Below are 25,570 nucleotides of genomic sequence, written 5' to 3' on the forward strand. Positions count from 1 at the left end.
ATCATTGCGACCCGAACGGCTCCCGCTGGCGTGGCGGCCGTTCACACGTTCATTTTTTCTGTGGAGTTTACAATGACGAGTTTTTTCTCGCCGGGTTGGGCCAGGTTTCGCGCCTGGGATACTCGATTACTACTATTGTGCGTTTTTCTGTTCGTTGGATTGATGTTCTCCAGCCCTGCCCTGTCACATGGGGTGGCCGAAGACGATGCGGCGTTTCTTGAACAGAGTGCTGGAACACAGCTGATACCTTTTATATATCTGGGTGCCAAGCATATGGTGACAGGGTACGATCACCTGTTGTTTTTGTTCGGTGTTATCTTTTTTCTATATCGAATGAAAGATGTGGGAATCTATGTGACCCTGTTCGCCATAGGGCACAGTGTAACGCTGCTCTATGGTGTATTGAGCGGCACTCATGTGAATCCTTACATCATTGATGCCATCATTGGTTTGTCGGTGGTTTACAAGGCGCTGGATAACCTGGGGGCATTTCGACGCTGGTTTGGGGTTCAGCCCAATACCAAGGCCGCGGTGCTTATATTTGGTTTCTTTCATGGCTTTGGCCTGGCCACCAAACTGCAGGATTTCAAATTGTCTGAAGACGGGTTGGTGGCGAACATCCTGGCGTTCAATGTTGGTGTGGAAATCGGCCAGCTGCTGGCGTTGGGGGCCATCCTCATTTTGATGAACTACTGGCGCCAATCCACTTCGTTTGTCCGGCATGCATTCACCAGTAATGTGGTGTTGATGTCAGCGGGCTTTATCCTGTTGGGTTACCAGCTCACCGGTTATTACATTCATTCTTAAGGAGTCGTCATGCACGATATCAGTGATCTCAATAAAGAGGGGCTGCCTACGTCGGCAAGCCTGATTAAAGCGACTGTCATTGCGCTGCTGGTGGGCGGGCTCGTGCTCGTTGTGGCGGTATTGCCGGCAGAATACGGTGTTGATCCAACCGGCCTGGGCTCCAGCATGGGGCTGAATGCATTAAGTGCAGCCAATGCTGAAGAGCAGGACGCAAGCGGTGGCAATCTGTTGCTGGCGTCCAGTGCGGCACTGGGGCCAGTCTGGAAGAGTGCTGCGGCATACCGGTCGGATACCCTGTCGCTGACGCTCCAGCCCGATGAAGGCACAGAAGTCAAAGCGATGATGCAGGAGGGTGATCGCTTTGTGTTTAGCTGGGAGGCCATGGAAGGGGGAGTAAACTTCGATATGCATGGTGAGCCCCCGGGTAGTGTTGACACCTTTACCAGCTATTGGAAAGGCCGTAATCAAGTCAGTGCCCATGGTGAGTTTGTGGCACCGTTTACCGGCACCCACGGTTGGTATTGGCGCAACAGAAACAAAGAGCCTGTGACCATTACGCTAAGCACCAGCGGTTATTACGAAAAACTGTATCAACTATAACAAGCAACCCAACGGAGATCTTAAATGAAAAACCTAGTCCAATGTATCGTTATCGCGCTGATGGCCATGATGCCCGTACAACTGATGGCCCATGCAAACCATGCTTCCTTTGATCCGGTGACTGCTGAGCAGGCGGAGGCCGTTGCGGAGAAAACCGTACACAATCTGGTGAGCTCCAAACAATTGGCTGAATCATGGAAAAGCTCAAAGAAACAGCCGGTGACCCAGAGAGAAACCCGTTACGGTAAGGTATGGGTTGTGGTGTTCACCAATGACAGTGAGAAAGCGGAAGACAAGCGAACACTGCATGTTTTTGTGGATGAGTTCGGCAACCCGATCTCTGCCAATCACGAGGGCAAAATTTAATCCAATAAACTTGAAGAGGGGCTGGGTCAGGCCCCTTCTTCAAGATATTATTCCGTGTGTGGGGCAGAAGCAGATTCAGCCTTACACTCTATTGGTGTAGGCGCGCTATTGGTATAGGCACGCTATTTGTAAATGGGTTCGAGGCTGAAACGCATAAATTTATGCTAGACATGTTGTTGATTGCGGTTGGGGTGTTGCTGCTGACCGGCGGCGGTGAGGCTTTGATCAGAGGCTCTTTGGCTGCTGCGAACCGGTTGGGCATTTCACCCCTGCTCAGTGGCTTGTTAATCGTCGGTTTTGGCACGTCTGCGCCCGAGTTGGTGGTTTCAATCGATGCTGCTCTCAGTGATCGTCCAGACATCGCAATCGGCAATGTCGTGGGGAGTAATATCGGTAATGTTCTGCTGATCTTGGGTATATGTGCCATCATCTCGCCCCTTGCTGTCAGACCGCTTGTGTTGCGGCGCGACGCGGTAACTGCCTTGGCGGCCAGTGTATTGTTTCTGCTTCTGGTGGGCGGGGATGCATTGGTCCGGTCGGATGCCGCCATATTCCTTTTGTCGCTGGCGGCGTATTTGGTCTGGGCCTATAGAACTGAACGTTCCGGAAACGCACCTTCTGCTGGATTGCACATTGCCGAAGGGCAGGAGGTGACTTCTTTACCAACCAGTGCGCTGAGGATAGGGGCGGCGGTTGTGTTTGGCTTGGCACTATTGATTGCTGGTTCACAAGTGCTTCTAAAAGGCGCCGTCGGTATCGCTGAGTCGCTGGGGGTTTCGCAAGCTGTGATTGGGTTGACGCTGGTGGCAGTTGGAACGTCGCTGCCGGAGCTGTCAATTTCAGTGATCGCTGCATTTCGGCGACACGCGGATGTCGCTATTGGTAATGTCCTGGGAAGCAATATTTTTAACCTTTTGGGAATCCTTGGGGTTTCCGCATTGTTACAGCCACTGCCGGTCCATGCGCGAATTTTGCTATTTGATCAGTGGGTGATGTTGGGTACGTCTTTAATTTTGTTGTTTTTCCTGTATACCGGTAGCAGGCTTAGCCGATTTGAAGGCAGCCTCCTCCTGTTGGGTTATGGTGTATATTTGAGTCTGAGCTTTACGGTGTTCGGTACGTAGAGTCGAACGCCTGTTCTGCTAGATGTCCTTCTCGGCTACCACTTTCCCACTGCGACAATTTGTCACATCCCATCCCCCCTTATCCTTTTTTTATAATGGCCTTGAGTGTCTGGCACAGGGAGGTGCCACCCAAAAAATACAGTGTGTAGGGGGCAAAGAATGGTTCGTGTTGTGCGTAAGAATGGGCTGGCGCTGGGTGTGACCGCAGTGTTGGGTGCGATGGGTTTGACCGCCTGTGGCGGTGGGGGCGGCAGCTCCTCGGATGAGGCGCCCAAAAGCCTGGAGTCCACCCCGGTCAGTATTGAATTCGCCGCGATGGTGGCTGACCAGGTGTTGGCCTGTGACACGGATTACACCGGTGTGGGCACCGCAGGCAGCACGGTGCAGGTCAAGGATTTCCGTATGTTCATACATGGGGTCGAGCTGTTGACCGATGGCGGGCACAGTGTTCCGGTGACGCTGGACGATTCACCCTGGCAGGCCCAGGGTGTGGTGTTACTGGATTTTGAAAATGGCACCGGGGCATGCACCGGTACCGCGGAAACCAACCGGATCATCAACGGCACGATTCCGGATTCCGGCGACGTCTATACCGGGGTGCGCTTTGTCGTGGGCATGCCGGAATCACTCAATCACCTGGAGCAGGCCAGTGTCAGTCCGTTCAATGTCACCGGCATGAACTGGGGCTGGACCAACGGTTTCAAGTTTATCCGCTTTGATATCCCCAACTGGAACGTCCACATCGGCGCCACCGGCTGTGTCGCGGACGGCAATGGCGATGTGCAGTGCAGCCAGGCCAACCGGCCTCAGATCGAACTGGATAATTTCGACTTTCAAACCCAGTACATTCGCATCGATTATGCCGCCCTGGTACAGGACAACAACGTCAGCACCGACACCGGTGGTGCAGTGGGTTGCATGTCCGGGGGGACTGATCCGGAGTGCAATGGGGTGTTCACCCAACTGGGCCTGAACCTGGCCAGCGGGAATAACGATCCCGCACTGGTGCAGACCGTTTTCTCTGTCTCCAACTGAGTCGGAGCGTAGCCGATGAGATGCGCCGGCGTGCGGCGGCGGTCCCGCTTGTGGACCCTGTTGTATCCCCTGTTGTGCTCTGTGATGTTGGTGGCCTGCGGCGGCAGTGAAACCCACCTGGATGACGAGGCTGCCAACAAGACCGCATTTGACTGGGCGTTACGGGAGGGGGTGCCGCTGCCGCTGGAGCCGGCCGCCAATCCCATGACCGAGACCAAGTTCCAACTGGGACGACACCTGTTTTACGATGCACGCCTGTCCGGCAATGGCACCCAGTCCTGCAGTTCATGCCATCACCAGGATAAAGCCTTCACCGACGGCCTGGTGGTCTCGGTGGGCTCCACCGGGGATTCGCACCCGCGCAATTCCCAAACCCTGACCAATGTGGCTTACAACGCCACCTATACCTGGGCCAATCCCGCGCTCATCACCATCGAGGCACAGATGCACACACCCTTGTTTTCGGAGCAGCCGGTGGAGCAGGGTATCGATGACCGCAACCGGGACGCGGTGCTGCAGCGCATTCTGGATGAACCGCGTTACGAAGCATTGTTTGCCGAGGCGTTTCCAGCGCAGGGCAGTCCGGTCAGCTTTGCCAACATCATCGATGCTATTGCGGTGTTTGTGCGGGGCATGACCTCGTTCAACGCTCCCTTTGACCGCTACCAGCTGGGTCAGCGTTCCGCCCTCTCCGCCTCCGCCTTGCGTGGCCAGGAACTGTTTTTCAGTGAGGCGCTGGAATGTTTTCACTGCCACGGCGGTTACAACTTTTCCGACTCCACTGTGGATCGTACCATTGCCTTCGTGGAACGGCCTTTCCACAACACCGGCTTGTATAACATTGGTGGCAGCGGCGACTTCCCGCCGGATAACCAGGGGGTGTTCGAAGCCACCGGTGATCCATCGGACATGGGCAAGTTCCGCGCGCCCACCCTGCGTAACATCGCCCTGACGGCGCCCTACATGCACGACGGCAGTATCGCCACCCTGGAGGCAGTGGTTGAGTTCTACGCCGCCGGTGGTCGCAACGTGGCGTCAGGGCCCTATGCCGGGGATGGTCGCACCAATCCCTTCAAGGACAGCTTTGTCAGCGGCTTTGCCATCACGGCGCAGCAGCAGGCGGACCTCATTGCCTTCCTGCACAGTCTCACGGACGAATCCTTCGTCACCTCACCCCGTTTCAGCAATCCCTGGGAGTAAACATGATACGCACCTTCCCCCTGTGCCGGGTGATCGGCACCCTGTTGGCTTGCCTGTTGTCGGTGAACGGCCATGGCCACGGCGAGACACCCACGGAGGTTGGCACCCGGGTGTCGGCGGCGGTGAGTGTCACCTGGCGCGATGACGGCATGTTGCTGCAGGACGACGGCCGCTGGTTGATTCCCGGCGTGCTGATGGGGGGCGAAGCCTATCCGGTGGACGGGGGGGTGACGGTGGATGAGGCGCGCCTGGATCTGGCCCATCGCACCGCAGAGCGGGTGTTCGGTCGCCTGCAGATCTCCAGTCATGACGGCGTGTCCGATGCGGAGATTCATCATGCCTATGGCGGACTGCAGCTGGATACCGGCCCCGTCCTGACCACCCTGGCCGCCGGCCGGATGGCCGCTGCCATGACGCCCGCCAATGGTGAGCATGCCAGTGATCGGCTGTTCAGCGAAACGCCTCTGCCCCTGCAGGCGTTTCTGGGCAGCCAGTTAAACGACGACGGCGCCCGCGTCAGCCTGGACCTGGGAGCATGGCAGCTGGGGCTGGAGAGCTGGCGCGGGGACAGTTTTCCCGCCGCCGGTGAGGGGGAGGAGCTGAACGATGTCTACCTGCACTACCGGGATGGCTGGAATGGGGTGCCGGTATTTGCCGGTATCTGGTGGCTGCAGGCGGATGCGGTGAACCGGTCGGATACCCGGTATTCTGCGGATGGCCACGATCACGGTAGCGTCAGCCAAAGCACCACCCTGCCGGAATACTGGTTCGATGGGCGCACCGAAATAGGTGGCGCCTTCCTGCGCCTGGCCGGTGGCCATGCCAGCCACTGGCATTGGGCGCTGGAAGCGCAATACCTGCAGGTAAGCATTGAAGGCAGTGTCCGTGACAGCACGCGGCTGGCGCCCTGGTCGGCGGAGGATAACGGTGGCTGGCTGCAGGCCAGCCTGGGGCGTGGGGCGCACACGCTGGGGTTGCGTTGGGAGCGTCTGGTGCTGGAGAACCACCTGAGCGGCGCCGCGGCCGGGGCACTGGCAGACCTGACCGGATTGTATAACCCGGACCACGACCCGCAGCGGAGCAGCGCGGTCTACCATTGGCAGGTGCAACCGGGCCTGGCACTGCGGCTGGAGGCGGTGGACGACGGGATACAGATGGAATCGATCCAGCGTATTGCCGTGGGCCTGGTGTGGCAGGCGGAACTGCTGTAGCCGCCTTGCACCAGCTTGGTTCCATTTCCCACGGGGGTCACAGGATTGTGATGATGCTGACAGAGATTGCGCGCTCAGCGGGCAATCAGTCAGGTTAATTACCGTTCACCCCAGGGCGCTCCGCGGTCCGCTTCCGTCGTGGTGATTCCTGGTGATTGTCAAATCTATCAGTGGCTTAGGTTGGTGTTGAGGACGCTCATCCCGGACCCTGGATACTGACTGGCGTAGAACTTGCGTGGCCTCTTGCCGAGGTTCGCTGCCTGACACCAACGGGCGGCCACCGTTGATGAACTGAGTCAGCTTGTATTCCAGAACCGTTAGCGGAAGCCCCATGCCTACCATCACCTACCAACATCAACAGATCACGCTGGAAAGTGGGAAAAACCTGCTGGAAGGGTTGGAGAATGCCGGGGTGGAAGTCCCTTGCAGCTGCAGTTCCGGTGTTTGCCATGGCTGTATGGCCCAGGCCCTGGGGGGTACGGTGCCGGCGGAGGCGCAGATGGGGTTGAGTGCCAACCAGCGTCGCCTCAAATACTTTCTCACCTGCCAATGCTATCCCAAGGACGACCTGCAGTTTACCCTGGCCGGCAATCTGGAGGCCCGCACCACCGCCACCCTGGTGGAGAAACGGGTGTTGAACCAGCGGGTGCTGATGGTGCGCCTGCAGGCGGACATCGATTGGCGCGCCGGACAACACACCATCCTCTGGCGCACGGAAACCCGCGGTCGAACCTACTCCATCGCCAGCTCCCCGGATGACGGCTTTGTGGAACTGCATGTGCGGCGGCGGCCCAATGGCCTGGTGAGTCACTGGCTGGAGCATGAACTGACCGTGGGCGACCAGTGCCAGATCAGCCCCGCCACCGGCGATACCTATTACAGCCCGGCCATGCCGGGGCAGCCTCTGTTGCTGGTGGGCACCGGCACCGGCCTGGCCCCGCTCACCGGCGTCTTGCGGCAGGCCCTCAATGACGGCCATCATGGTGAAATCTATCTGTACGCCGCCGCCGGTGAACCCCAGTACCTGTACATGGTGGATGAACTCCGGGCGCTGGCGCAACAACACGCGGACCTGCACTATTTTCCCGTGGTGCACCGCAATCCCGAGCATCAGCCCGACCTGCTGTTGGGGGACCTGGTGGAGTTGATTCCCCAGCGGCATCCCCGCCTGCGGCGGCATCTGGTGTATCTGTGTGGGGCCCAACCCATGGTGGATTTTCTCAAGGAGTACTGCTTCTACCGCGGTGCCCTGATGGAGGACATCTTCATCAAAACCTTTTCCCCAGGGGAGAAAAGTCCGGCGGACGCTGCGATGGCTGGGCAACAATAGAGCGCCTGAGTATCCCCCCATGCGCCAACAGGAGACACCGCCGCCCCGCGATGACTCTTAATTGAGCAGTAAAGTCCCACAAGCGTCGATTTTCTCAGCGTTTTTCCGATCTTCGTCATGGCATGGAAATTGCGCTTGTGTGCAGGCGAACTTTTGCTGTCATGATTGAGTCGCTTCATGGTATTAAGCTCGCCACCGGTTTCAATCTGTTAGTTGCAAGGATAGTTATGTCCATTCGAGTTGCCATTCGTCACCACACCAAGTATTCCTATGATCGCAATACGAAACTGTTTCCCCATACATTTCGCTTGCGCCCGGCGGTCCACAGCCGCACGCCCATCGAGGCCTATTCCTTCAAGATCAAGCCGGAGAACCACTTCATCAACTGGCAGCAGGATCCGTTTGGCAACTTCTTGGCGCGGGTCGTGTTCCCGGAGCCGGCCAAAGAACTGCAGATTGATGTGGAGGTGATCGCCAACCTCAAGGTGATCAACCCTTTTGATTTTTTTGTGGAAGAGTACGCCCACGATTACCCGTTCGAATACGAGAAACAACTGGCGAAAGAGCTGGTGCCGTATCTTGAGATCAAGGAAAAAGGCCCCCTGTTGATGGAGTGGCTGAGCAAAGTCGACCGTGGTGAGAAGCGCATTGTCGATTTTCTGGTGGAGCTGAACCAGAGGCTGTTCAACGACATCGGATACTCCATCCGCATGGAGCCCGGGGTGCAGACCTGTGAGGAAACCCTGGAGCGCAAAATCGGCTCCTGCCGGGATTCTGCCTTCCTTTTGGTGCAGATACTGCGGCATCTGGGCCTGGCGGCGCGCTTTGTGTCCGGCTATCTGGTGCAATTGAAATCCGATGTGAAATCCCTCGATGGACCGTCCGGCCCGGAGGAGGATTTCACCGACCTGCACGCCTGGACCGAAGTCTATGTGCCCGGCGCCGGCTGGATCGGACTGGACCCCACTTCCGGTCTGTTCGCCGGGGAAGGTCACATTCCCCTGGCCTGTACACCGGACCCGGTGAGCGCGGCGCCGGTGACTGGGGCCACCGGCAAGTGCGAGGTGGAATTCGAATTTGAAAACCGGGTGGACCGCATTCACGAAGATCCCCGGGTTACCAAACCCTACACCGAAGACCAGTGGCAGAACATCCAGGCCCTGGGCTACAAGGTGGACGAAGAACTGATGGCCAACGACGTGCGCCTGACCATGGGGGGGGAACCCACCTTTGTGTCGGTGGATGACATGGAATCGCCGGAGTGGAACACCACCGCGGACAGCCCCCAGAAGCGGGCCCTGGCCCATAATCTGTTTCTGGCCATGCAGAATCAGTTTGCCCCCGGCGGCGTCAAACACTACGGCCAGGGCAAATGGTATCCCGGCGAGCCCCTGCCCCGTTGGCAATACGCCTGTTACTGGCGCAAGGACGGCCATACCCTCTGGCACTACCCCAATCTGATGGCCGACCCCAACCGCAACTACGGCCTGGGCACCGACGATGCCCAGAGCTTTATGACGGCTCTGTGCAAGCGTTTGCGTTTGCCCAACCGCTTTGTGTTGCCGGCCTACGAAGATGCCATCTACTACATGTGGCAGGAAGGCAACCTGCCGGCACAGTTCGATCCCCTGGAACACGACCTCAAACTGGAAGGTGAACGCAAACGCCTGCTGGCCCATCTGCAACGGGGCCTGGATGCGCCGGTGGGGTATGTGTTGCCCCTGAACTGGGACTGGTACCAGCAGGCCTGGCACAGCTGTACCTGGACCTTCCGCCGGGGTCACCTGCATCTGGTGCCCGGGGATTCCGCCATCGGCATGCGTTTGCCATTGGAGGTGATTCACTGGCTGCCGCCGGAGAAGCGGGAATATCACCAGCCCATGAGCCTGTTTGAGGCGGCCCCGGCGCTCCCCTACTACCCACCCAATCTGGCGCCCATTGAGTACACCCAGAATGACGAGGTGAACGAAGTTGAATCGTTCATCCAGACCGCCATGTGCGCCGAAGTGCGTAATGGCTGCCTGTATGTATTCCTGCCACCGCTGACCCACGGTGACCAGTTCATCAAGCTGATGGCCGCCATTGAAGGGGCTGCCCACGAACTCAATATGCCGTTGGTACTGGAGGGCTATGAGCCGCCCAAAGACAACCGCATGGAGAAGTTCATGGTGACCCCGGACCCGGGCGTCATCGAGGTGAACGTGCATCCGGTGCATACCTGGGACGAGCTGCAGAACAACACCCATACCCTCTATGACATTGCTCACAAGTGTCGCCTGGGCACTGAAAAATTCATGCTCGACGGCCGTCACACCGGCACCGGCGGCGGCAACCACGTTACCATGGGGGGCGCCACGCCGTCGGACTCACCCTTATTGCGACGCCCGGATGTGTTGCGCAGCCTGATCACCTTCTGGCAGCACCATCCCGGCCTGTCCTACCTGTTCTCCGGCTTGTTTATCGGGCCCACCAGTCAGGCACCGCGGGTGGATGAAGGTCGCAACGAAAGTCTGTATGAGCTGGAAATCGCCTTCAGCCAGATGCCCAAGGAAGAGATCTCCCAGCCCTGGTTGGTGGACCGCTTGCTGCGTAACCTGTTGGTGGACATTTCCGGTAACACCCACCGCTCCGAGTTCTGTATCGACAAGCTGTACTCACCGGATTCGTCTTCCGGGCGCCTGGGTATCCTGGAATTCCGCGCCTTTGAGATGCCGCCCCACCCGCGCATGAGCCTGGTGCAGATGCTGTTGCTGCGTACCCTGCTGATGATGTTCTGGCACAAACCCTACGAACACCGGCTGGTGCGCTGGGGCACCGAGCTGCACGACCGCTTTATGCTGCCCCATTACGTGTGGGAAGACCTGCGCGATGTGTGCGAGTTCATGCAGCTGCAGGGCTATCCGTTCCAGCTGGAATGGCTGGAGCCGTTTCTGGAATTCCGTTTCCCCCATTACGGGCGAGTCAACATCCGCGATATCCAGATTGAGCTGCAGACTGCCATCGAACCCTGGCATGTGATGGGTGAGGAAGTGACCCGGGGCGGTACCTCCCGCTTTGTGGATTCCTCGGTGGAGCGCATGCAGGTGCGGGTCCACGGACTCAGCGAGGGCCGTTACGTACTGGTGTGCAACGGGCGCCGGGTGCCACTCAACTTTACCGGTACCCACGGTGAGTATGTGGCCGGAATCCGTTACCGCGCCTGGCAGCCACCTTCTGCCCTGCATCCTTTGATTGGCGTGCATTCACCCCTGGTGTTCGACCTGGTGGATACCTTCAATGGCCGTTCCATCGGCGGTTGTACTTATCACGTGCACCACGCCGGGGGCCGCAGCTACGATACCTTCCCGGTGAACGCCTATGAGGCGGAAGGCCGCCGTATCAGCCGCTTCTGGAGCCATGGCCACACTCAGGGACCGCTGACGGTGCCGCCGGAAGTGCGCCCCTTCATGCAGAGTGAGGACCGTTTTTACCCCCATGGCAGTGGCGTGGGCCCCATGCAACCGCCGGCGGACGAGATCAATCGGGAATACCCCTACACCCTGGATTTGCGTAGACCCCTGCGCACTCTGTCGTGAACCCGTTATAATCTCTGGGAAATGAGTGTAAGGGGTTCTATTTAGGGCTGTATGGCAACCAACACAGAAGAAAAGACAAGCGCTGAGCCGGCACCAAGCCTGGAGCAGGTTCTGGAGCATTATCCCCGGGATATGGTGGGATACGATGAGATGTGGGTAGAGGACAGTGCCCGGGTTAACCCCCATTGGCGCCGTTTGATGAAGGATCTCACCAAACTCGGCGACAGCGAGCTGGAGCGTCGGCGTACCGATGCCCGTCGCCTGTTGCGTGAGAATGGGGTGACCTACCACATTTACAACGACCCCAAGGGCCAGAAGCGCACCTGGCAGCTGGACCCCATTCCCCTGGTGATCAACAGCCAGGACTGGGGTGCCATCAGTGTGGGCCTGAAACAGCGGGCGCGCCTGCTGGACATGATCCTGCGGGATATTTATGGCCCCCGCCGCCTGATCAAGGAAGGCCTGATTCCGGCGGAACTGATCTACGCCCAGCAGGGCTTTCTGCGGGCTTGTGACCAGGTGCAGATGAAGGACCTGCCCCATCTGTTGCTCTATGCCGCCGATCTGGCGCGGGGGCCGGACGGCCGCATGTGGGTGCTGGGGGATCGCAGCCAGGCGCCTTCCGGTGCCGGCTATGCCCTGGAAACCCGCATGGCCATGACCCGGGTGATGGCGGAGGAGTTCCGCCGTACCCAGGTGCATCGCTTGTCGATCTTCTTCCGCCATTTGCGCAGCATGCTGGCCAGCCTGCTGCCCCACCGCAAAGACGATCCCCGGGTGGTGATCCTCACCCCCGGGCCCCACAACGAAACCTATTTCGAGCATGCCTACCTGACCTCGTATCTGGGCTACAGCCTGGTGCAGGGGGATGACCTGACCGTGCGCGGTGGCAAGGTCTGGATGAAATCCCTGGATGGCCTCAAGCAGGTGGACATCATTGTGCGGCGGGTGGATGACACCTTCTGCGACCCCCTGGAGCTGCGGGAGGATTCCCACCTGGGGGTGCCCGGCCTGCTGCAGGCCGCCCGCCTGGGCAATGTGATCATCGCCAATCCCCTGGGCTCCAGCATCCTGGAGAGCCCGGCCCTGATGCCGTTCCTGCCCAACATTGCCAAGCACTGGCTGGGGGAGGAAATCCTGCTGCCTTCTGCTGCCACCTGGTGGTGTGGTCAGCAAAAAGAACGGGATTATGTATTGGCCAATATTCGTGACCTGGTGATCAAACCCATTGATCGCCGTGGTCCCTCGGTGTTCGGTTCTGCCCTCAGTGAAAAACAAATGCAGGAACTGAAACTCCGCATCCAGGCCGAGCCGCACATGTATGTGGGGCAGCAGGTGCTGAGCTGTTCCACCGCGCCTTCCCTGCGCAATGGCAAACTGGTACCGCGGCGGGTGTTGCTGCGTACGTTCCTCACCGCCCACCAGGGGGATTACGATGTCATGCCCGGTGGCCTGACCCGGGTGGCCCAGGACGAGGACGCCCTCTTCGTCACCAACCAGACCGGCGGCCTGTCCAAGGACACCTGGATTCTGGCGGATAAACCGGTGCATCAGGCCAGCCTGTGGCCCAGCATCCGGCAGATGGAAAGCCTGATGTCCGGCGAGGGTGTATTGCCTTCCCGTTCCGGGGAAAACCTGTTCTGGGTGGGCCGCTACACCGAGCGCTCCGAGGGCCTGTTGCGCCTGATTCGCACCGTGCTCAACAAGCTGGCGGACTATGACGATTACCGCGATGTGTCGGATCAGGTGGTGCTCAACCACCTGCTGGAAGCACTGACCCACTTCACCTGGGTCTACCCCGGCTTCACCGGCGAGGATGCCGAAGAAAAACTCAAGCGGCCCCGTCTGCACATCATGGACATGGTGTTGAACCGGGAACATCGCAGCAGCCTCATCGGCACCCTCAATGCCCTCTTGCAGAGCGCCTACAACGTGCGCGACCTGTGGTCGGTGGACACCTGGCGGGTGGTGGATGATATCGACGAGAACCTGCAGTACCTGAGTTCCAACAAGACCCGCTTCTCCATCCTGCAGACCGAGCTGGACAGCCTGCTGGCGTCCCTGATGGCGTTCAATTCCCAGACCCAGGAAAGCATGCCCCACGAACATGGCTGGTATCTGCTCAACGTGGGGCGTCGCATGGAGCGGGCACTGCAGCTGATCTGCTTCATCCGCACCTGTTTTGTCCAGTACGCCGGTGAGGTGCCGGAGCACCTGATGCTGGAGGCCACCCTGGTGAATCACGAAAGCCTGATCACCCACCGCCGCCGCTACCGGTCCGTGCAACACATCTTCACGGTGCTGGACCTGATGTTGTTGGATACCCGCCACCCCCGCTCCCTGGCCTATCAGGTGGACAAGATCATGTCACTCATGGAAGCGTTGCCCCAGCCTACCCCGTCCCATCACCTGAGTCGGGAGCAGCGGCTGATTTTGCAGGCCAGCACCGAGATCAAGCTGGCGGAAGTGGAGAAGCTGGCCAATATCAATGATGAGCTGGGCAGTCGACGGGCGTTGGCCAAGCTGCTGGACAGCGTGGAGCGGCGCCTGGAGAAAGTATCCGAACTGCTGCACCAGCGTTACTTCACCCATACCCAGAGTGCGCGCCAACTGGCTCCCACCAAGCTGGAGTTGCCGGCATGAAGTATCACATCAAGCACACCACCCATTATCAGTACAGCAGTCCGGTGAGCATGTGTTTCAACGAGGCCCGCATGTCACCGGTGAACAGTGCGCACCAAACTTGTGCGCGCAATCGGTTCGTCATTCACCCTGCACCAGAATCGCTCCACAAGCGCTTTGATTATTTTGGCAACCAGGTCACCAGCTTCGATATTCTCCAGCCCCACAAGGAGTTATCCGTCACCGTGTACTCCGAGGTGCAGGTGCTGGACCACACCCAGCAGGCACTGTTTTCGGCCGACTACCCCTGGGAGTTTGTCCGGGACAGCCTGAAGACCGCCACTGATCCCGAGCACATCGTGGTGCGCGAATACATCCTGCCGTCGCCGCTGATACCGGTGTTTGATGAGGTGAAGGAGTACGCCGCCGAGTCCTTTACCGAGGGGCGACCGGTGCTGGAGGCAATCCAGGACCTGGTGCAGCGGATCTTCACGGATTTCAAATACGACCCGGGGTTTTCCACCATCAGTACCCCCCTGCACACGGTGATGGAGCATCGGCGCGGGGTGTGCCAGGACTTCGCCCACCTGGGCATTGCCTGCCTGCGGGCCATGGGCCTGGCGGCGGGTTACGTCAGTGGTTACCTTGAGACGGTGCCGCCGCCGGGGCAGGAAAAGCTCGAGGGTGCGGATGCCTCGCACGCCTGGTTTGGCGTCTACATGCTCGATTTCGGCTGGATGCACTTCGATCCCACCAACAATATGATGGCCAAGGACCAGCACATAACATTGGCCTTTGGCAGAGATTTTGCAGATGTGACCCCACTCAAAGGGGTAATTTACGGCGGCGACGATCACGAGCTGAAAGTGTTCGTGGATGTGCGCCGGATTGAAGAATAGAAGCAGTTCACCCACAAGCATTATTGCGAGACAAAAGAAGCGATTATATGTCTGTAAGCTGGAACGAATACGACCCGGGCAAGTTCTTCGATGAATTGATCAAACCCAAGGGGAAGCCGCGGAAATACGCTAAAAACCTGGCGAAATACCTGGCTGACCACAGCGACGAGGAGCTGGAAACCCGCAAGGCGGTGGCAGAGCTTTCCATCAAGGAGATGGGGATCACCTTCACGGTGTACACCGAAGAGGAAGGTTCCATCGACCGCTCCTGGCCGTTCGATATTTTGCCGCGGATGATTCCCAAGTCCGAGTGGCTGCAGATTGAGCTGGGGCTCAAGCAGCGGGTGAAGGCCCTCAACCTGTTCATCAACGATATCTATCACGATCAGAAAATTATCAAGGATAAAGTCTTTCCGGCGGAGCTGCTGGCCAATTCCGTGAACTTCCGGAAGGAGTGCATGGGGGTGTCACCGCCCTTGAACATCTGGGCCCATATCTGCGGTTCGGATCTGGTGCGTGACAGCGACGGCACCATGTACGTGCTGGAAGACAATCTGCGGGTGCCCTCGGGCGTTTCCTATATGCTGGAAAACCGCTCGGTGATGAAGCGGGTGTTCCCGGAGTTGTTTGAGAGCTACAACATCCAGCCGGTGGACGATTACTGCTCCCAGCTGTTCGACATGCTGGCCTCCCTGTCACCCCGTCCGGCAGACTATCCGGAAGTGGTGGTGCTGACCCCCGGCATTTTCAACTCCGCCTATTTTGAGCATTCCTACCTGGCCCAGCAGATGGGCTGTGAACTGGTGGAGGGCCGCGACCTGCTGGTGCAGGACGACGACTGCGTCTACATGCGCACGGTGGAAGGCCTGCAGCGGGTGGACGTGATCTATCGTCGTATCGATGACCTGTTCCTGGACCCGGAAGCCTTCAACCCGGATTCCATGCTGGGTGTGCCGGGCCTGTTGCGGGCCTGGAAGAAAGGCAATGTGGCCCTGGCCAATGCCCCCGGCGCCGGCGTGGCGGATGACAAAGTGGTGTATGCTTTTGTGCCGGAGATCATCAAATACTACCTGGGAGAAGAGGTGCTGTTGCCCAATGTGCCCACCTACCGCTGTATGTTCCAGGATGAACAGGATTATGTTCTGCAGCATCTGGATGAGCTGGTGGTGAAACCCGCCAACGAGTCCGGCGGCTACGGCATGATGATTGGCCCCATGGCCAGCAAAAAGGAGCGCGAGAAATTCGCTCAACTGATCAAGAAAGACCCCCGCAATTACATCGCGCAACCCACGCTGGGATTGTCCACCGTGCCCACCTTTGTGGAGCATGGGGTGGAGCCCCGGCACGTGGACCTGCGCCCCTTTATTCTCAGCGGTGACACCACTTCTGTCACCATGGGTGGATTAACCCGGGTGGCCCTGCGCAAGGGCTCCCTGGTGGTGAACTCCTCCCAGGGTGGTGGCAGTAAAGACACCTGGATCGTTGAGGAGGAAGCCTGATGCTAGCTCGAGTAGCCGAAACCCTGTACTGGATGGCCCGGTACATGGAGCGTGCGGAAAACATGGCGCGCCTGATCAACGTCAACGCCAACCTGATTCTGGACATCCCCAAGAAAACGGTACTGGGCTGGGAACCCCTGATTGACATCACGGGCACCCGCACCAACTACGAAGAGAAATACAACTCCTTCGAAGAGCGCCAGGTGATGAAGTACCTGATCAGCGACGTGGACAGCCCGGTGTCCATCGCCAACTCCCTGAAATGGGCGCGGGAAAACGCCCGCACCGTGCGCGATGTGATTCCGCGGGAGGCCTGGGAGCAGATCAACGCCTTGAACCACTATGCCAAGGATCAGCTCAACGTGGCCATGTCCAAGCGCGGTCGTTTCAGTTACCTCAATGAGGTGATCCTGCGCAGCCAGACCATCGTTGGCCTCTTGTCCGGCACCGTGAACCGGGATCAGGGTTATGTCTTCATCCGCCTGGGGCGCAACCTGGAGCGGGCCGATATGACCTCGCGTATTATTGATGTGCGCTCGGCGAACCTGCTGATGGAAGAAAGCATGGAGCTGCGGCCCTTCGAGAACATTCAGTGGATGAGCGTGCTGAAATCCCTGACAGCCTATCAGATGTACCGCCAGGCCATGCAGGCGCGCATCCGGCGTGCCGACGTGGTGAAGTTCCTGTTCCAGTCCCAGCGCTTCCCGCGCTCGATCCTGTTCTGTGTGCAGCAGATGGAGCGCTGTGTGCAGGAGCTGCCGGATTTTGAAAACAGCCTGCGCCGGATTCATCAGGCCAAGCGGCTGATTCAGGGGGCGGAACTGCATGCCTACGATCAGTCCATGTTGCACGATTTCATTGATCACATTCAGATCGAACTGAATAACATCCACGAAGCCCTCAACGATCAGTACTTCCTCAGTGGCCGTATCTATGGCCAGGAGCAGGAACAAAAGCAGGCCTCCTGACCTGTGTGCAGCGACCGGAATGACCCCGGTCGCTGCTGAGCAAGCCGCCTGCCGCAACGGCGTTTTGCGGGAATTGGTCTAGACTGGAAAAGATCCGTTTTTGTCCGGTTTTACTCAGGCTGATTCCCTTTGTCCTTACCCCGATCCGACCAAGTCAAACGTTCCCTTGCCACGCTGACCCTGCTGCAGATGGGGATTCGGGTGTCATTGGTGGTACTGGCGGTGACCATCCTCAGTTACTGGCATATCGTGCGCACCCTGGAATCCCAGACCATCGACAAGCTGAGTAAATACATCGTGGAGCGGGCCCAGCGCGAAAGTGCGGTGTTCGAATTGGCGGAGTCCAGTCAGCAGGTATTGAAGGACATCTTTTTGCGCGCCTGGGAGCACGCCCGCGAATCCGCCCATGAGGATTACCCGAAGTACTTTGTGGCCGGAGACGATGGCGCCGTGCGCACCCGCCAGCAATGGTTCGCCGACGGTTTCACTGAGCAGGGTTTACCCACTGGTTCCATTTCCGGTTTTGTCAGCCCGTCAGCGCCGGTGGCGGAGGCGACGTTTCGGGCCCGCCTGGTACTGTCCTACCGGTTGCTGGAGCGCTACGGCGCCAGTTATCGCAACCAGTTCGCCAATCTCTACGTGCACATGCCGGAAAACGTGAATCTGGTGTACTGGCCCGGTTTTCCCTGGGGCCTGGAAGCGCAAGCGGATCTGGACATGACCGTGGAAGAGTGGATGTACATCGCCTTCCAGCAACACAACCCGCAACGGGAAACCCGCTGGACCGGGCTCTATTACGACCCCACCGCCAAAGACTGGATGGTATCCTGCGAGACGCCGGTGGACTGGCAGGGGCAGCACCTGGTGACCATCGGCCACGACATCCTGCTGATGAACCTGTTCAATCGCGTCTTCAGTGATCATCTGGCCGGCGCCTACAATTTCATCCTGCGGGCTGACGGTCGTATCATCGCCCACCCCAACAAGCAACCGGAATTGTATGCCGCCAAGGGTGAGCTGAACGTGCAGGATCTGCAGGACCCGGTGCTGGCAGACCTCTATCAACGCTTGCAGGAGCAGGCCCGACAACCGCACCAGTCCGACCCGATTTTCTATCATCCTGCCAGTGATGCCTTCATCGCCCATGCGCCCATCCAGGGGCCGGACTGGTGGTTTGTTACCGTCTACCCGAAAAGCCTGTTGTCCGACTCCGCGAAAAGTACGGCGCAGTTTATTCTGCTGCTGAGCGTGATTTCCCTGCTGGTGGAGCTGGTGATGCTCTATCTGGTGATGCGGCGTCAGGTGATCGAGCCGTTGTCCCATTTTGTGACGGCCTCCCGGCGTTTGGGGGAGGGAGCGTTCACCGCCAAGGACCGCCTGCCGATCCAGCGCCAGGATGAGATCGGATTGATGGCGCGCACCTTTCGTGCCATGGGGGAGCGCATTGCCAACTATCATCTGGATCTGGAACAGGCTGTGGAGGATCGAACCCGGCAATTGAAAACCATCACCAACCAGTTGCAGAAAGCCAATGCCGAGCTGGAACTGATGACCTACACCGATGCTTTGACCCAGGTGGCCAACAAGCGGCGCTTCGACGACAGTCTGCAGCAGGAATGGAATCGGGCAGCCCGCAACCAGACGCCATTGGGGTTGATGATTCTGGATATCGACTACTTCAAACGTTACAACGACACCTACGGTCATGTGCAGGGGGATGAATGCCTGCGTCAGGTGGCGGGTGCGGTAAAACAGTGGGCGAATCGTTCCGGTGAACTGGTGGCGCGCATCGGCGGCGAGGAATTTGCCGTACTGCAACCCAACGTTTCCGTCGAAGCCTTGAAAGCCTCGGCCCGTCATATTCTGGAGACCATTCGCGCTCTGTCGATTGAGCACAGCGACTCCGAAGTCAGCGACAGGGTCACGGTGAGTGTGGGCATCGCCATTTGCATTCCCGGGCCCGGCCAGTCTGCCATTGACCTGGTGACCGCAGCAGACGATGCGTTGTACCGGGCGAAAAGTCTGGGCCGGGACCGGCTTTCAGACTAGCCTCTTGTTTCGCCTTTTTTCCTGTGTCACATTAGCGGGCCGCAGTAGCACACAGGGATGACAGCCACCATGAAGACCGGCGCAGTGAATGCAGATGCAGTGACAGCAGAGGAAAGGCTCCACATTCGAACCGCTCAGGCAGATGATGTGGGTTTGATCGCAGAGTTGATGTACAGCTCTGGCCCCGATATTTACGATTACCTCTATCAGGAAAAGGCCCTCGATTTTTTACGCTATGAATTTGCCTCCGGCCGCGGCTTTGCCGGCCATCCCCACGTCACCGTGGCGGTGCGGGCTGGCGAAGTGGTGGGCACCGGTTGCTTCTATGGTCGGCGGGATTACGAGCGGCTGCTGAACGGCACCGTAAAAAACATGACCCGGTTCTTCGGCTATCTGGGGGTGGTGCCGGTGTTGTTTCGTTCCCGTCACCTGAAGAGCGTGATGCGGGCGCCGCGGCCCGGTGAGTTGTACCTGTCGAATTTCGGCGTCAGCCCGCAGCAGCGCAGCCAGGGCATCGGCTCGCAGATGATCCAGCACAAACTGCAACAGGCCCGGGAGCAGGGCTATGATCTGTTTGGCCTGGATGTGTCGGTGGCCAACCCCCGTGGCCAGGCATTGTATTCGCGGCTGGGATTGCAGGTCACCCAGGAAAAAACCTTCTCCAATCCCCGGGCCGGTGTGAATCCGGCCCGCAAAATGGAACTGGCGTTGTTGCCCTGACGCAACGCCCTTGAATCCCGTCGTTACCAAACTAAACTTGTCAGCAGGTGGTCACTGTGCACAATAAGGGCTGCCTGGATGGCGCTTTATGTGACAGGGACGGTTAACAGCATGTGTTCTTCTCTTCGGTAATTCCCTGTTTCAATATTCGCGTTCGATGTTTGCGCTGTCATTTCGAATGCCCGCTTGGGCATGTCATGTTCGTTTGGATGGGGATACTCATGAGAAAACTTTGTTACGCGCTGCTTGGCGGAGCCCTGTGGCTTGCCCACAGTTTTGCCTTGGCCGCAGCCAGTGGATACTGCGATGCCAATGGCCGCAACAGTTACTACTTCTGGCAGAACAGCATGACCATTGGGGACACGGTGATCAGCACCGGCAACAATGGTGGATACCAATTTACTCCGGATGCCGGCATCACGCTGCAACCGGGCGCAAACCAGATCCAGTTGAATCCCGGATATCGTTTTTATAACTACACAGTGTACTGGCGTGGCTGGCTGGATCTGAACGGTGACCTTCAGTTCAGTGCCGACGAACAGCTGTTCCAGGCCTCTTCCCGCGGCGCCCTGACGGTGACGGCCACGCTGCCGGAAACGCTGACACTGGCGTCCTCCACCCTGCGCATCAGCATGAAGTACGGCAGCTATCCCGCTCCCTGCGAAATCTATTCCTACGGTGAAACGGAAGATCTGGTGGTGCAACTGCCGGTGGCGGACAGCCCGGCGTTGACCGATGCCTATCACCTGCAACTGGGCAGCGATTTTACCGTGCAGCGCAGCGGTGCCATCGGCGATGACCTCCGCTGGGTGGTGGAGAAGAACGGTGCCGTGGTGCTGCAGCGCATGGCCGCCAGCGAATTGGAGTATCGGTATTTTGCCAACAGCAGCGGTGCGGATTTCCGCTTATGGCTGGAGCAGGATGTGGCGGGCGACCAGCAGCGGGTGTCCAACGTAGTGGCCTACACGCCGGGCACCACCGATCGCTATGCCCTGCACCTGAGTGAAGGCTACCAGCTGCATCGCTCCGGGGGCCTGGGGGAAGCGGGCAATCTCACCTGGGTGATCGAAATGGATGGCGAGGTGGTGCTGGAGCGTCTGGCCACCGAAGAGCTGAGCTATGTCTATTACCGCAACTGGGCCGGCACCCGTTTCCGGGTCTGGCTCAAGCAGTTTATCAACGGTCAGTATGAGGTGGTGTCCAACACTCTGGAATATCAGCCGAACCAAACCGAATTCACCCTGACCCTGGACCAGAAATACAAACTGACCCGCAATGGCCAGCCCGGCGATGCGGTGCGCTGGATCGTGGAGCAGGATGGCCTGGTGATCGTGGATCGGGATGCCGCTGCGGAACTGGAATACCGCTTTATCGAATCCATTCCCGGCGCCCGTTACCGCCTGTGGCTGCAGATGAACATCGATGGCCAGGATCGGGTGGTGTCCAATGTGATCGAATACGATGAACCCACCACCTACCCCTATCAACTGGCATTGGGCCCGAATTATCAGGTGACCCGCAGCGGGAGCACCGGCGAACCACTCACCTGGGTGGTGGTGAAGGATGGCAGCAAGGTGCTGGAAAGCAATGCCAGCAATGGTTTGTCCTTCCTCTATTCCGGCAATACCCAGGGCAGTTATCTGGAGCTGTATCTGCACCAACGCCTGGACGGTTACGAACAACGGGTCTCCAATATCATTCGCTATGAGGTGAAGGATTTCGGCTACAGCCTGAATCTGGGGCCGGACTATCAACTGCAGCGCACGGGTCAATTGGGTGAGCCTTTGTACTGGGTGATCGAAGAAAACGGTAACCGGGTCTTGCAGCAGGATGCTTCCCAAAGCCTGAACTTCACTTATCCCGGCAATACACCGGGGGCCGCCTATCGGGCCTGGTTGGGCATGGAGGTGGACGCCACCTTCCGTCCGGTGTCGAGCCCTGTGTACTATCAGGTGCAGGAACCACAACCGCCCCAGCCACCGTTCACCATTGCACTCGGCACCGATTATGTGGTGACCCGGGACGGTGGCCTGGGTGATCCCCTGCGTTGGGTGGTCACAGAGAACGGCATGCTGGTGTGGTCGCAGCCGGCAGCTGAAACAATGCAGTTCCAGTACCCGGATCATCAACCCCATGCCCAGTACCGGGTATGGCTGGAAGATGAGATGAGTGGCGAGGTGCTGTCCAATGAGGTGGCGTACGAGTATGTGGTCGCCAGCACCTTCCAATTGACCCTGATGCAAGACTATTCCGTGGAACGCAGCGGACCGGTGGGAGAGGGGCTGGAGGAACCATTGGAATGGGTGCTGCTGGAAAATGGCATGGAGCGCTGGCGCGAGGATGCCAGCCAGCAGCCGGGGTTCTATTTCCATGACTACATTCCGGGCAGCCAGTATCAGCTGTGGCTGGTCTCCATGGCCACTCAGGCGGTGGTGTCTGAGGTGCTCACCTTCACCTATGTGTTGCCCGGCGCGGAATACAGCCTGACCCTGGACGAGGCCGCCTACCAGGTCACCCGCAGCGGACAGTTGGGAGAACCCCTGAGTTGGATCGTGGAAGAAAACGGGGTGGTGGTGAATGACTTTGACGCCGGCGGCGCACTGGATTTTGTGTACCAGAATCCCATTCAGGGGGCTCACTACCGCATCTGGCTGGTGCGGGCAGGGGAGGTCAAGCCGGTGTCGAATATCATTGAATACGATGCCGATGCGGCAACCCACGAGTTCAGCATCAGCCTGAACAGCGATGGCACCATCACCCGCAGCGGGTCAGTGGGGGATCAACTGGATCTGGTGTTCCTGCAGAACGGGCAGATCGTGGCCGGGATGGACGCGTCCCAGAGCCTGGTGTTGGCGTTCCCGTTTGTGAGCAGTGGCGCATACGAGGCTTATCTGATTGCCTGGGGTGGTGAAGAGGGAGGTGAGGAAGGTTCGCCGGTTTCCAATACCCTGCAGATCAACGTGCCCTGATCGGGGATCGTTGCCACGACAAGGGAAGGGGGCATTACTGCCCCCTTTTTTCTGAGCCCGGTTTTGTGCTGCTAACGCATCCGCTCAGAGGGTTTTCATGTATTCGATCAACGCCAGGCGTTCCTGGTCACTCAACACTTCGGTGAAGTCGTGGCCTTCGTTGCCGCGGCTAAACTCGTGGGTGTTGACGATGCGTCGCGCTTCCAGGTCTTTCTGGGTTAACGGCGGCATGGCCTGGTAGGCGAGCCAGAACTTGTCGCCCAGGGCGTTGGCCAGCCAGCTCAGCATTTTGTCGAAGACATTGGTGGGATTGCAGCTCCATTTCTCGGTGCCCGGCTGACAGGGGATCTCGGTATAGCGCCAGCCCAGGTTATCCAGGTCATAGGCCGCCAGACTGGAATCCAGGCCTGCGTTCAGGCCGGGGGCGACCGGCTCGGTCAGGGGCGGTTGCCAGATGTTGGGGCGGTCCGCCGGTTTCAACACCGCCCACACCGTGGGCACACTGCCGTTGTGGAAGAACGGCGCTGCCGCCCAGACCCCGTACAGTGAGGGTGCGTTGTAGCCGATCATGTCGTCCCAGCGGTTGGGGCCTTCCAGGCGCTGGCCACCCCCGGCCAGGTCGTTGCGCAACCGTTCCAGGGTCTGGCCGGGCCGTCCCTGTCCTTCCCGGGTCCATTCCGGGTGCAGTTCATCATAGGCCCACCAGGAGGTGTTCCAGGCCACTTTCATGGGCTCCGACATGACATTGGTGCGTTCCGGGTCGGTGCGGATGGTCTCCAGGGGGGTGTTGACCCCGGCAATGCCCTTCAGCCGGGGGGCCGGCAACATGCTGGGGTCGGCGGCGTAGCGGGGCGAGTACACCCCATGGCAGCTGGCGCAGGAGCCGTTGCCCGCCGGCTTGGGAATATGGCTGTTGCTGCCGTTGGACCACAGGTCACGACTGTGGAACAACACCGCTCCGGCTTCCGCCAGTGGCAGGTCGATCAGCTCAGGGTAGGGGAACGGGGGCGGCGCCAGGGAATTCATAAAGGCGTCCACGTTCTCGAAGGTGGGTTCCAGTGCGCGCCGCTCCTCACCACTCAACATAAAGGTGGCCATTTCCAGTGCCATGGTGGAACGCACGTTGTCGGAAGACAGCAGGCCATGGAACAGGCGGGTCATCCAGGCCCGGCTCCACCAGTTGGGGGTTTTCACCTGGCCCTCGGAGCCGTGGGAGGGGAACAGTTCCAAGCCCAGACGCAGCTGCAGGGTTTCGGCGTCAAAGCCCACGAACAAGGCATCAATCACGCCCAGGGCGTTGGAGACCCCGGCATTGGTACCGAAGGGGAAAGGCACCACCGCCGGTATGCCCGCCAGTACCTTGGCGTTGTCATTGACGAACACGCCGATGTCAAAATAGTTGCTGCCCCGGCCCCAGTGGAACTGCTGGCCCTCGGCGTCGGTGCCGAGGCGGGAATCGTGGCAGAAGGAACAGCCCACGGTGAGTTCTCCGGTGTATTTGCCCTCCAGGTTCTTCACCATGGTGAGCCCCATGGGCAGCTGGCCGCTGCCGCCGTCGGTGAGATTGGGGGCTTCCCCTTCCAGGGGGTAGGGATTGCGGAACTCCGCGGCGAACAGTCCATAGCGTTTCAGGACTTCCTCATCAAAGTTGGCCGGTCGCTCCTCCAGGCCCCAGGCCTTCCACAGTTTGCGATAGGTGCGGGGGGTGAACAGGTGCAGCCCGGCCATGAAATAGGATGTGCTCTCGAGAAACGCTTGGCCAGCGGCCACCTGTGCCCGCCATTCGCCGCAGGTGGCGGCTTTCTGCAGGGGGTTGGGTTTATAGGGGGGCAGCGGATTGTGTACGTCTATCCAGTAGGCGTTGAACTGCACCGCGGTGCCGGGCTGATTAATGCCTTCCACCACCAGGCTGCGGGGGTCCAGGGGCACGGGGGTGGCATCCGGTTGGCCTGCGCAGCCGGCCACGATGGCCGGTTGTTTCTGCCCCAGCTCCAGCAGAGGCAAGGGTTCAGCGGCCAGGGGCGTGGTGGCCGCGCGGTCTTCCCCACTGTCGGTGCAGGATTCCGGGTCCTCCCAACAGCCGAACAGGTAGGCCACGTCGTCATAGATGGCACTGCTGTAAGGCCAGGTTTTGCCACCGCTGTGGGGCTCCGCCGGGTCTGCATTTTCCACCAGCAGCGGGTTCAGGGTGATGCCACCGCCCAGGGTCTGCCAGGCCTGATAGAAATTGTCATAGTGTTGGCTGGCGTCGGTGGAGAGGAGGAAGCCGTCGCCTTCTTCGGTGTCCGCCAGTCCGCCGGGAATGTGGCAGGTACTGCAGAAAGTGAGGTTGGATTGAACGCGCTCGGTGAAGAACGCCTGATCGTCAAAGGTTTCGGTGCCGGTACCGGGCTCTTCCTCTTCCGCCCCGCCACAGGCGCCCAGCACCAGACTGCCAAGGGTGAACAGAATCAGTTTAGAGATGGGGGTCATGGTTGTTCTCCGTGGTGATAGTAATGTTCGGCACACAAACACCGGTCACAGGAGACAACCCACACACCTTTCAGGGCAGAACCGAATTGAACCTCTCAGTCATGCCGTTGCCAACAAAGCGTGA

Annotated in this window: 17 protein-coding genes; 16 read left to right on the forward strand and 1 reads right to left on the reverse strand. The window is 59.1% G+C overall.

The annotated features are described in order from the left end of the window. The first annotated feature begins 72 nt into the window (after window positions 1–72). The 16 genes from D9N14_RS12310 to D9N14_RS12385 all read left to right on the forward strand — a co-directional run bounded on the left by D9N14_RS12310 (window position 73) and on the right by D9N14_RS12385 (window position 22,974). Window positions 73–807 carry a HupE/UreJ family protein gene (locus D9N14_RS12310; protein ID WP_411267937.1) on the forward strand — a complete coding sequence of 245 codons (735 nt, stop codon included), beginning with the start codon at window positions 73–75 and terminating at the stop codon, window positions 805–807. A gap of 9 nt (window positions 808–816) precedes the next feature. Next, complete coding sequence (locus D9N14_RS12315) at window positions 817–1,407, forward strand: hypothetical protein (RefSeq protein ID WP_290580056.1); 591 nt, start codon at window positions 817–819, stop codon at window positions 1,405–1,407. A 24-nt stretch (window positions 1,408–1,431) separates the two neighbouring features. Continuing rightward, window positions 1,432–1,773, forward strand: coding sequence for a DUF6488 family protein (locus D9N14_RS12320; protein WP_290580058.1), 342 nt, complete (start codon window positions 1,432–1,434; stop codon window positions 1,771–1,773). 161 nt (window positions 1,774–1,934) lie between these two features. Continuing rightward, on the forward strand, window positions 1,935–2,897 hold the full coding sequence (locus D9N14_RS12325; protein WP_290580060.1) for a calcium/sodium antiporter: 963 nt from the start codon (window positions 1,935–1,937) through the stop codon (window positions 2,895–2,897). A 159-nt stretch (window positions 2,898–3,056) separates the two neighbouring features. Continuing rightward, window positions 3,057–3,932, forward strand: coding sequence for an MbnP family copper-binding protein (locus tag D9N14_RS12330; RefSeq protein ID WP_290580062.1), 876 nt, complete (start codon window positions 3,057–3,059; stop codon window positions 3,930–3,932). Between the two features lie 15 nt (window positions 3,933–3,947). Beyond that, window positions 3,948–5,132, forward strand: coding sequence for a methanobactin export MATE transporter MbnM (locus D9N14_RS12335; RefSeq protein ID WP_290580064.1), 1,185 nt, complete (start codon window positions 3,948–3,950; stop codon window positions 5,130–5,132). A 2-nt stretch (window positions 5,133–5,134) separates the two neighbouring features. Beyond that, entirely contained in the window at window positions 5,135–6,343 is a 1,209-nt protein-coding gene (locus D9N14_RS12340) for a hypothetical protein (protein ID WP_290580066.1), read from the forward strand. A gap of 331 nt (window positions 6,344–6,674) precedes the next feature. After that, entirely contained in the window at window positions 6,675–7,673 is a 999-nt protein-coding gene (locus tag D9N14_RS12345; RefSeq protein ID WP_290580068.1) for a 2Fe-2S iron-sulfur cluster binding domain-containing protein, read from the forward strand. Between the two features lie 227 nt (window positions 7,674–7,900). Next, complete coding sequence (locus D9N14_RS12350) at window positions 7,901–11,248, forward strand: DUF2126 domain-containing protein (protein WP_290580070.1); 3,348 nt, start codon at window positions 7,901–7,903, stop codon at window positions 11,246–11,248. 51 nt (window positions 11,249–11,299) lie between these two features. Next, window positions 11,300–13,891 (forward strand): circularly permuted type 2 ATP-grasp protein, encoded by a 2,592-nt coding sequence (locus D9N14_RS12355; RefSeq protein WP_290580072.1) that lies wholly within the window; start codon window positions 11,300–11,302, stop codon window positions 13,889–13,891. Beyond that, window positions 13,888–14,769, forward strand: a complete 882-nt coding sequence (locus D9N14_RS12360) for a transglutaminase family protein (protein ID WP_290580074.1) — start codon at window positions 13,888–13,890, stop codon at window positions 14,767–14,769. The genes D9N14_RS12355 and D9N14_RS12360 overlap by 4 nt, the downstream gene beginning before the upstream one ends. Window positions 14,770–14,816: 47 nt before the next feature. Next, entirely contained in the window at window positions 14,817–16,268 is a 1,452-nt protein-coding gene (locus D9N14_RS12365) for a circularly permuted type 2 ATP-grasp protein (RefSeq protein WP_290580076.1), read from the forward strand. Further along, window positions 16,268–17,236: an alpha-E domain-containing protein gene (locus tag D9N14_RS12370; RefSeq protein ID WP_290580078.1), complete on the forward strand. Its 969-nt coding sequence runs from the start codon at window positions 16,268–16,270 to the stop codon at window positions 17,234–17,236. Before D9N14_RS12365 ends, D9N14_RS12370 begins: the two co-directional genes overlap by 1 nt. Before the next feature lie 129 nt (window positions 17,237–17,365). Beyond that, a complete protein-coding gene (locus D9N14_RS12375; RefSeq protein WP_290580080.1) occupies window positions 17,366–19,285 on the forward strand; it encodes a diguanylate cyclase domain-containing protein in 1,920 nt (639 codons plus the stop codon). Window positions 19,286–19,354: 69 nt separating this feature from the next. Continuing rightward, a complete protein-coding gene (locus tag D9N14_RS12380) occupies window positions 19,355–20,005 on the forward strand; it encodes a GNAT family N-acetyltransferase (protein ID WP_290580082.1) in 651 nt (216 codons plus the stop codon). Window positions 20,006–20,226: 221 nt separating this feature from the next. After that, on the forward strand, window positions 20,227–22,974 hold the full coding sequence (locus D9N14_RS12385; RefSeq protein WP_290580084.1) for a GEVED domain-containing protein: 2,748 nt from the start codon (window positions 20,227–20,229) through the stop codon (window positions 22,972–22,974). An 84-nt stretch (window positions 22,975–23,058) separates the two neighbouring features. Here the strand turns inward: D9N14_RS12385 and D9N14_RS12390 are convergent, their stop codons facing one another. Further along, on the reverse strand, window positions 23,059–25,446 hold the full coding sequence (locus D9N14_RS12390; protein ID WP_290580086.1) for a hypothetical protein: 2,388 nt from the start codon (window positions 25,444–25,446) through the stop codon (window positions 23,059–23,061). Window positions 25,447–25,570 lie beyond the last annotated feature (124 nt).

The organism is Ketobacter sp., from assembly GCF_003671495.1.
Lineage (GTDB): Bacteria > Pseudomonadota > Gammaproteobacteria > Pseudomonadales > Ketobacteraceae > Ketobacter.

Excerpts from the sequence above, each read along its gene's own strand:
- D9N14_RS12310 (WP_411267937.1), top strand. The coding sequence starts at position 73 with ATGACGAGTTTTTTCTCGCCGGGTTGGGCCAGGTTTCGCGCCTGGGAT.
- D9N14_RS12315 (WP_290580056.1), top strand. The coding sequence starts at position 817 with ATGCACGATATCAGTGATCTCAATAAAGAGGGGCTGCCTACGTCGGCA.
- D9N14_RS12320 (WP_290580058.1), top strand. The coding sequence starts at position 1,432 with ATGAAAAACCTAGTCCAATGTATCGTTATCGCGCTGATGGCCATGATG.
- D9N14_RS12325 (WP_290580060.1), top strand. The coding sequence starts at position 1,935 with ATGCTAGACATGTTGTTGATTGCGGTTGGGGTGTTGCTGCTGACCGGC.
- D9N14_RS12330 (WP_290580062.1), top strand. The coding sequence starts at position 3,057 with ATGGTTCGTGTTGTGCGTAAGAATGGGCTGGCGCTGGGTGTGACCGCA.
- D9N14_RS12335 (WP_290580064.1), top strand. The coding sequence starts at position 3,948 with ATGAGATGCGCCGGCGTGCGGCGGCGGTCCCGCTTGTGGACCCTGTTG.
- D9N14_RS12340 (WP_290580066.1), top strand. The coding sequence starts at position 5,135 with ATGATACGCACCTTCCCCCTGTGCCGGGTGATCGGCACCCTGTTGGCT.
- D9N14_RS12345 (WP_290580068.1), top strand. The coding sequence starts at position 6,675 with ATGCCTACCATCACCTACCAACATCAACAGATCACGCTGGAAAGTGGG.
- D9N14_RS12350 (WP_290580070.1), top strand. The coding sequence starts at position 7,901 with ATGTCCATTCGAGTTGCCATTCGTCACCACACCAAGTATTCCTATGAT.
- D9N14_RS12355 (WP_290580072.1), top strand. The coding sequence starts at position 11,300 with ATGGCAACCAACACAGAAGAAAAGACAAGCGCTGAGCCGGCACCAAGC.
- D9N14_RS12360 (WP_290580074.1), top strand. The coding sequence starts at position 13,888 with ATGAAGTATCACATCAAGCACACCACCCATTATCAGTACAGCAGTCCG.
- D9N14_RS12365 (WP_290580076.1), top strand. The coding sequence starts at position 14,817 with ATGTCTGTAAGCTGGAACGAATACGACCCGGGCAAGTTCTTCGATGAA.
- D9N14_RS12370 (WP_290580078.1), top strand. The coding sequence starts at position 16,268 with ATGCTAGCTCGAGTAGCCGAAACCCTGTACTGGATGGCCCGGTACATG.
- D9N14_RS12380 (WP_290580082.1), top strand. The coding sequence starts at position 19,355 with ATGAAGACCGGCGCAGTGAATGCAGATGCAGTGACAGCAGAGGAAAGG.
- D9N14_RS12385 (WP_290580084.1), top strand. The coding sequence starts at position 20,227 with ATGAGAAAACTTTGTTACGCGCTGCTTGGCGGAGCCCTGTGGCTTGCC.
- D9N14_RS12390 (WP_290580086.1), bottom strand. The coding sequence starts at position 25,446 with ATGACCCCCATCTCTAAACTGATTCTGTTCACCCTTGGCAGTCTGGTG.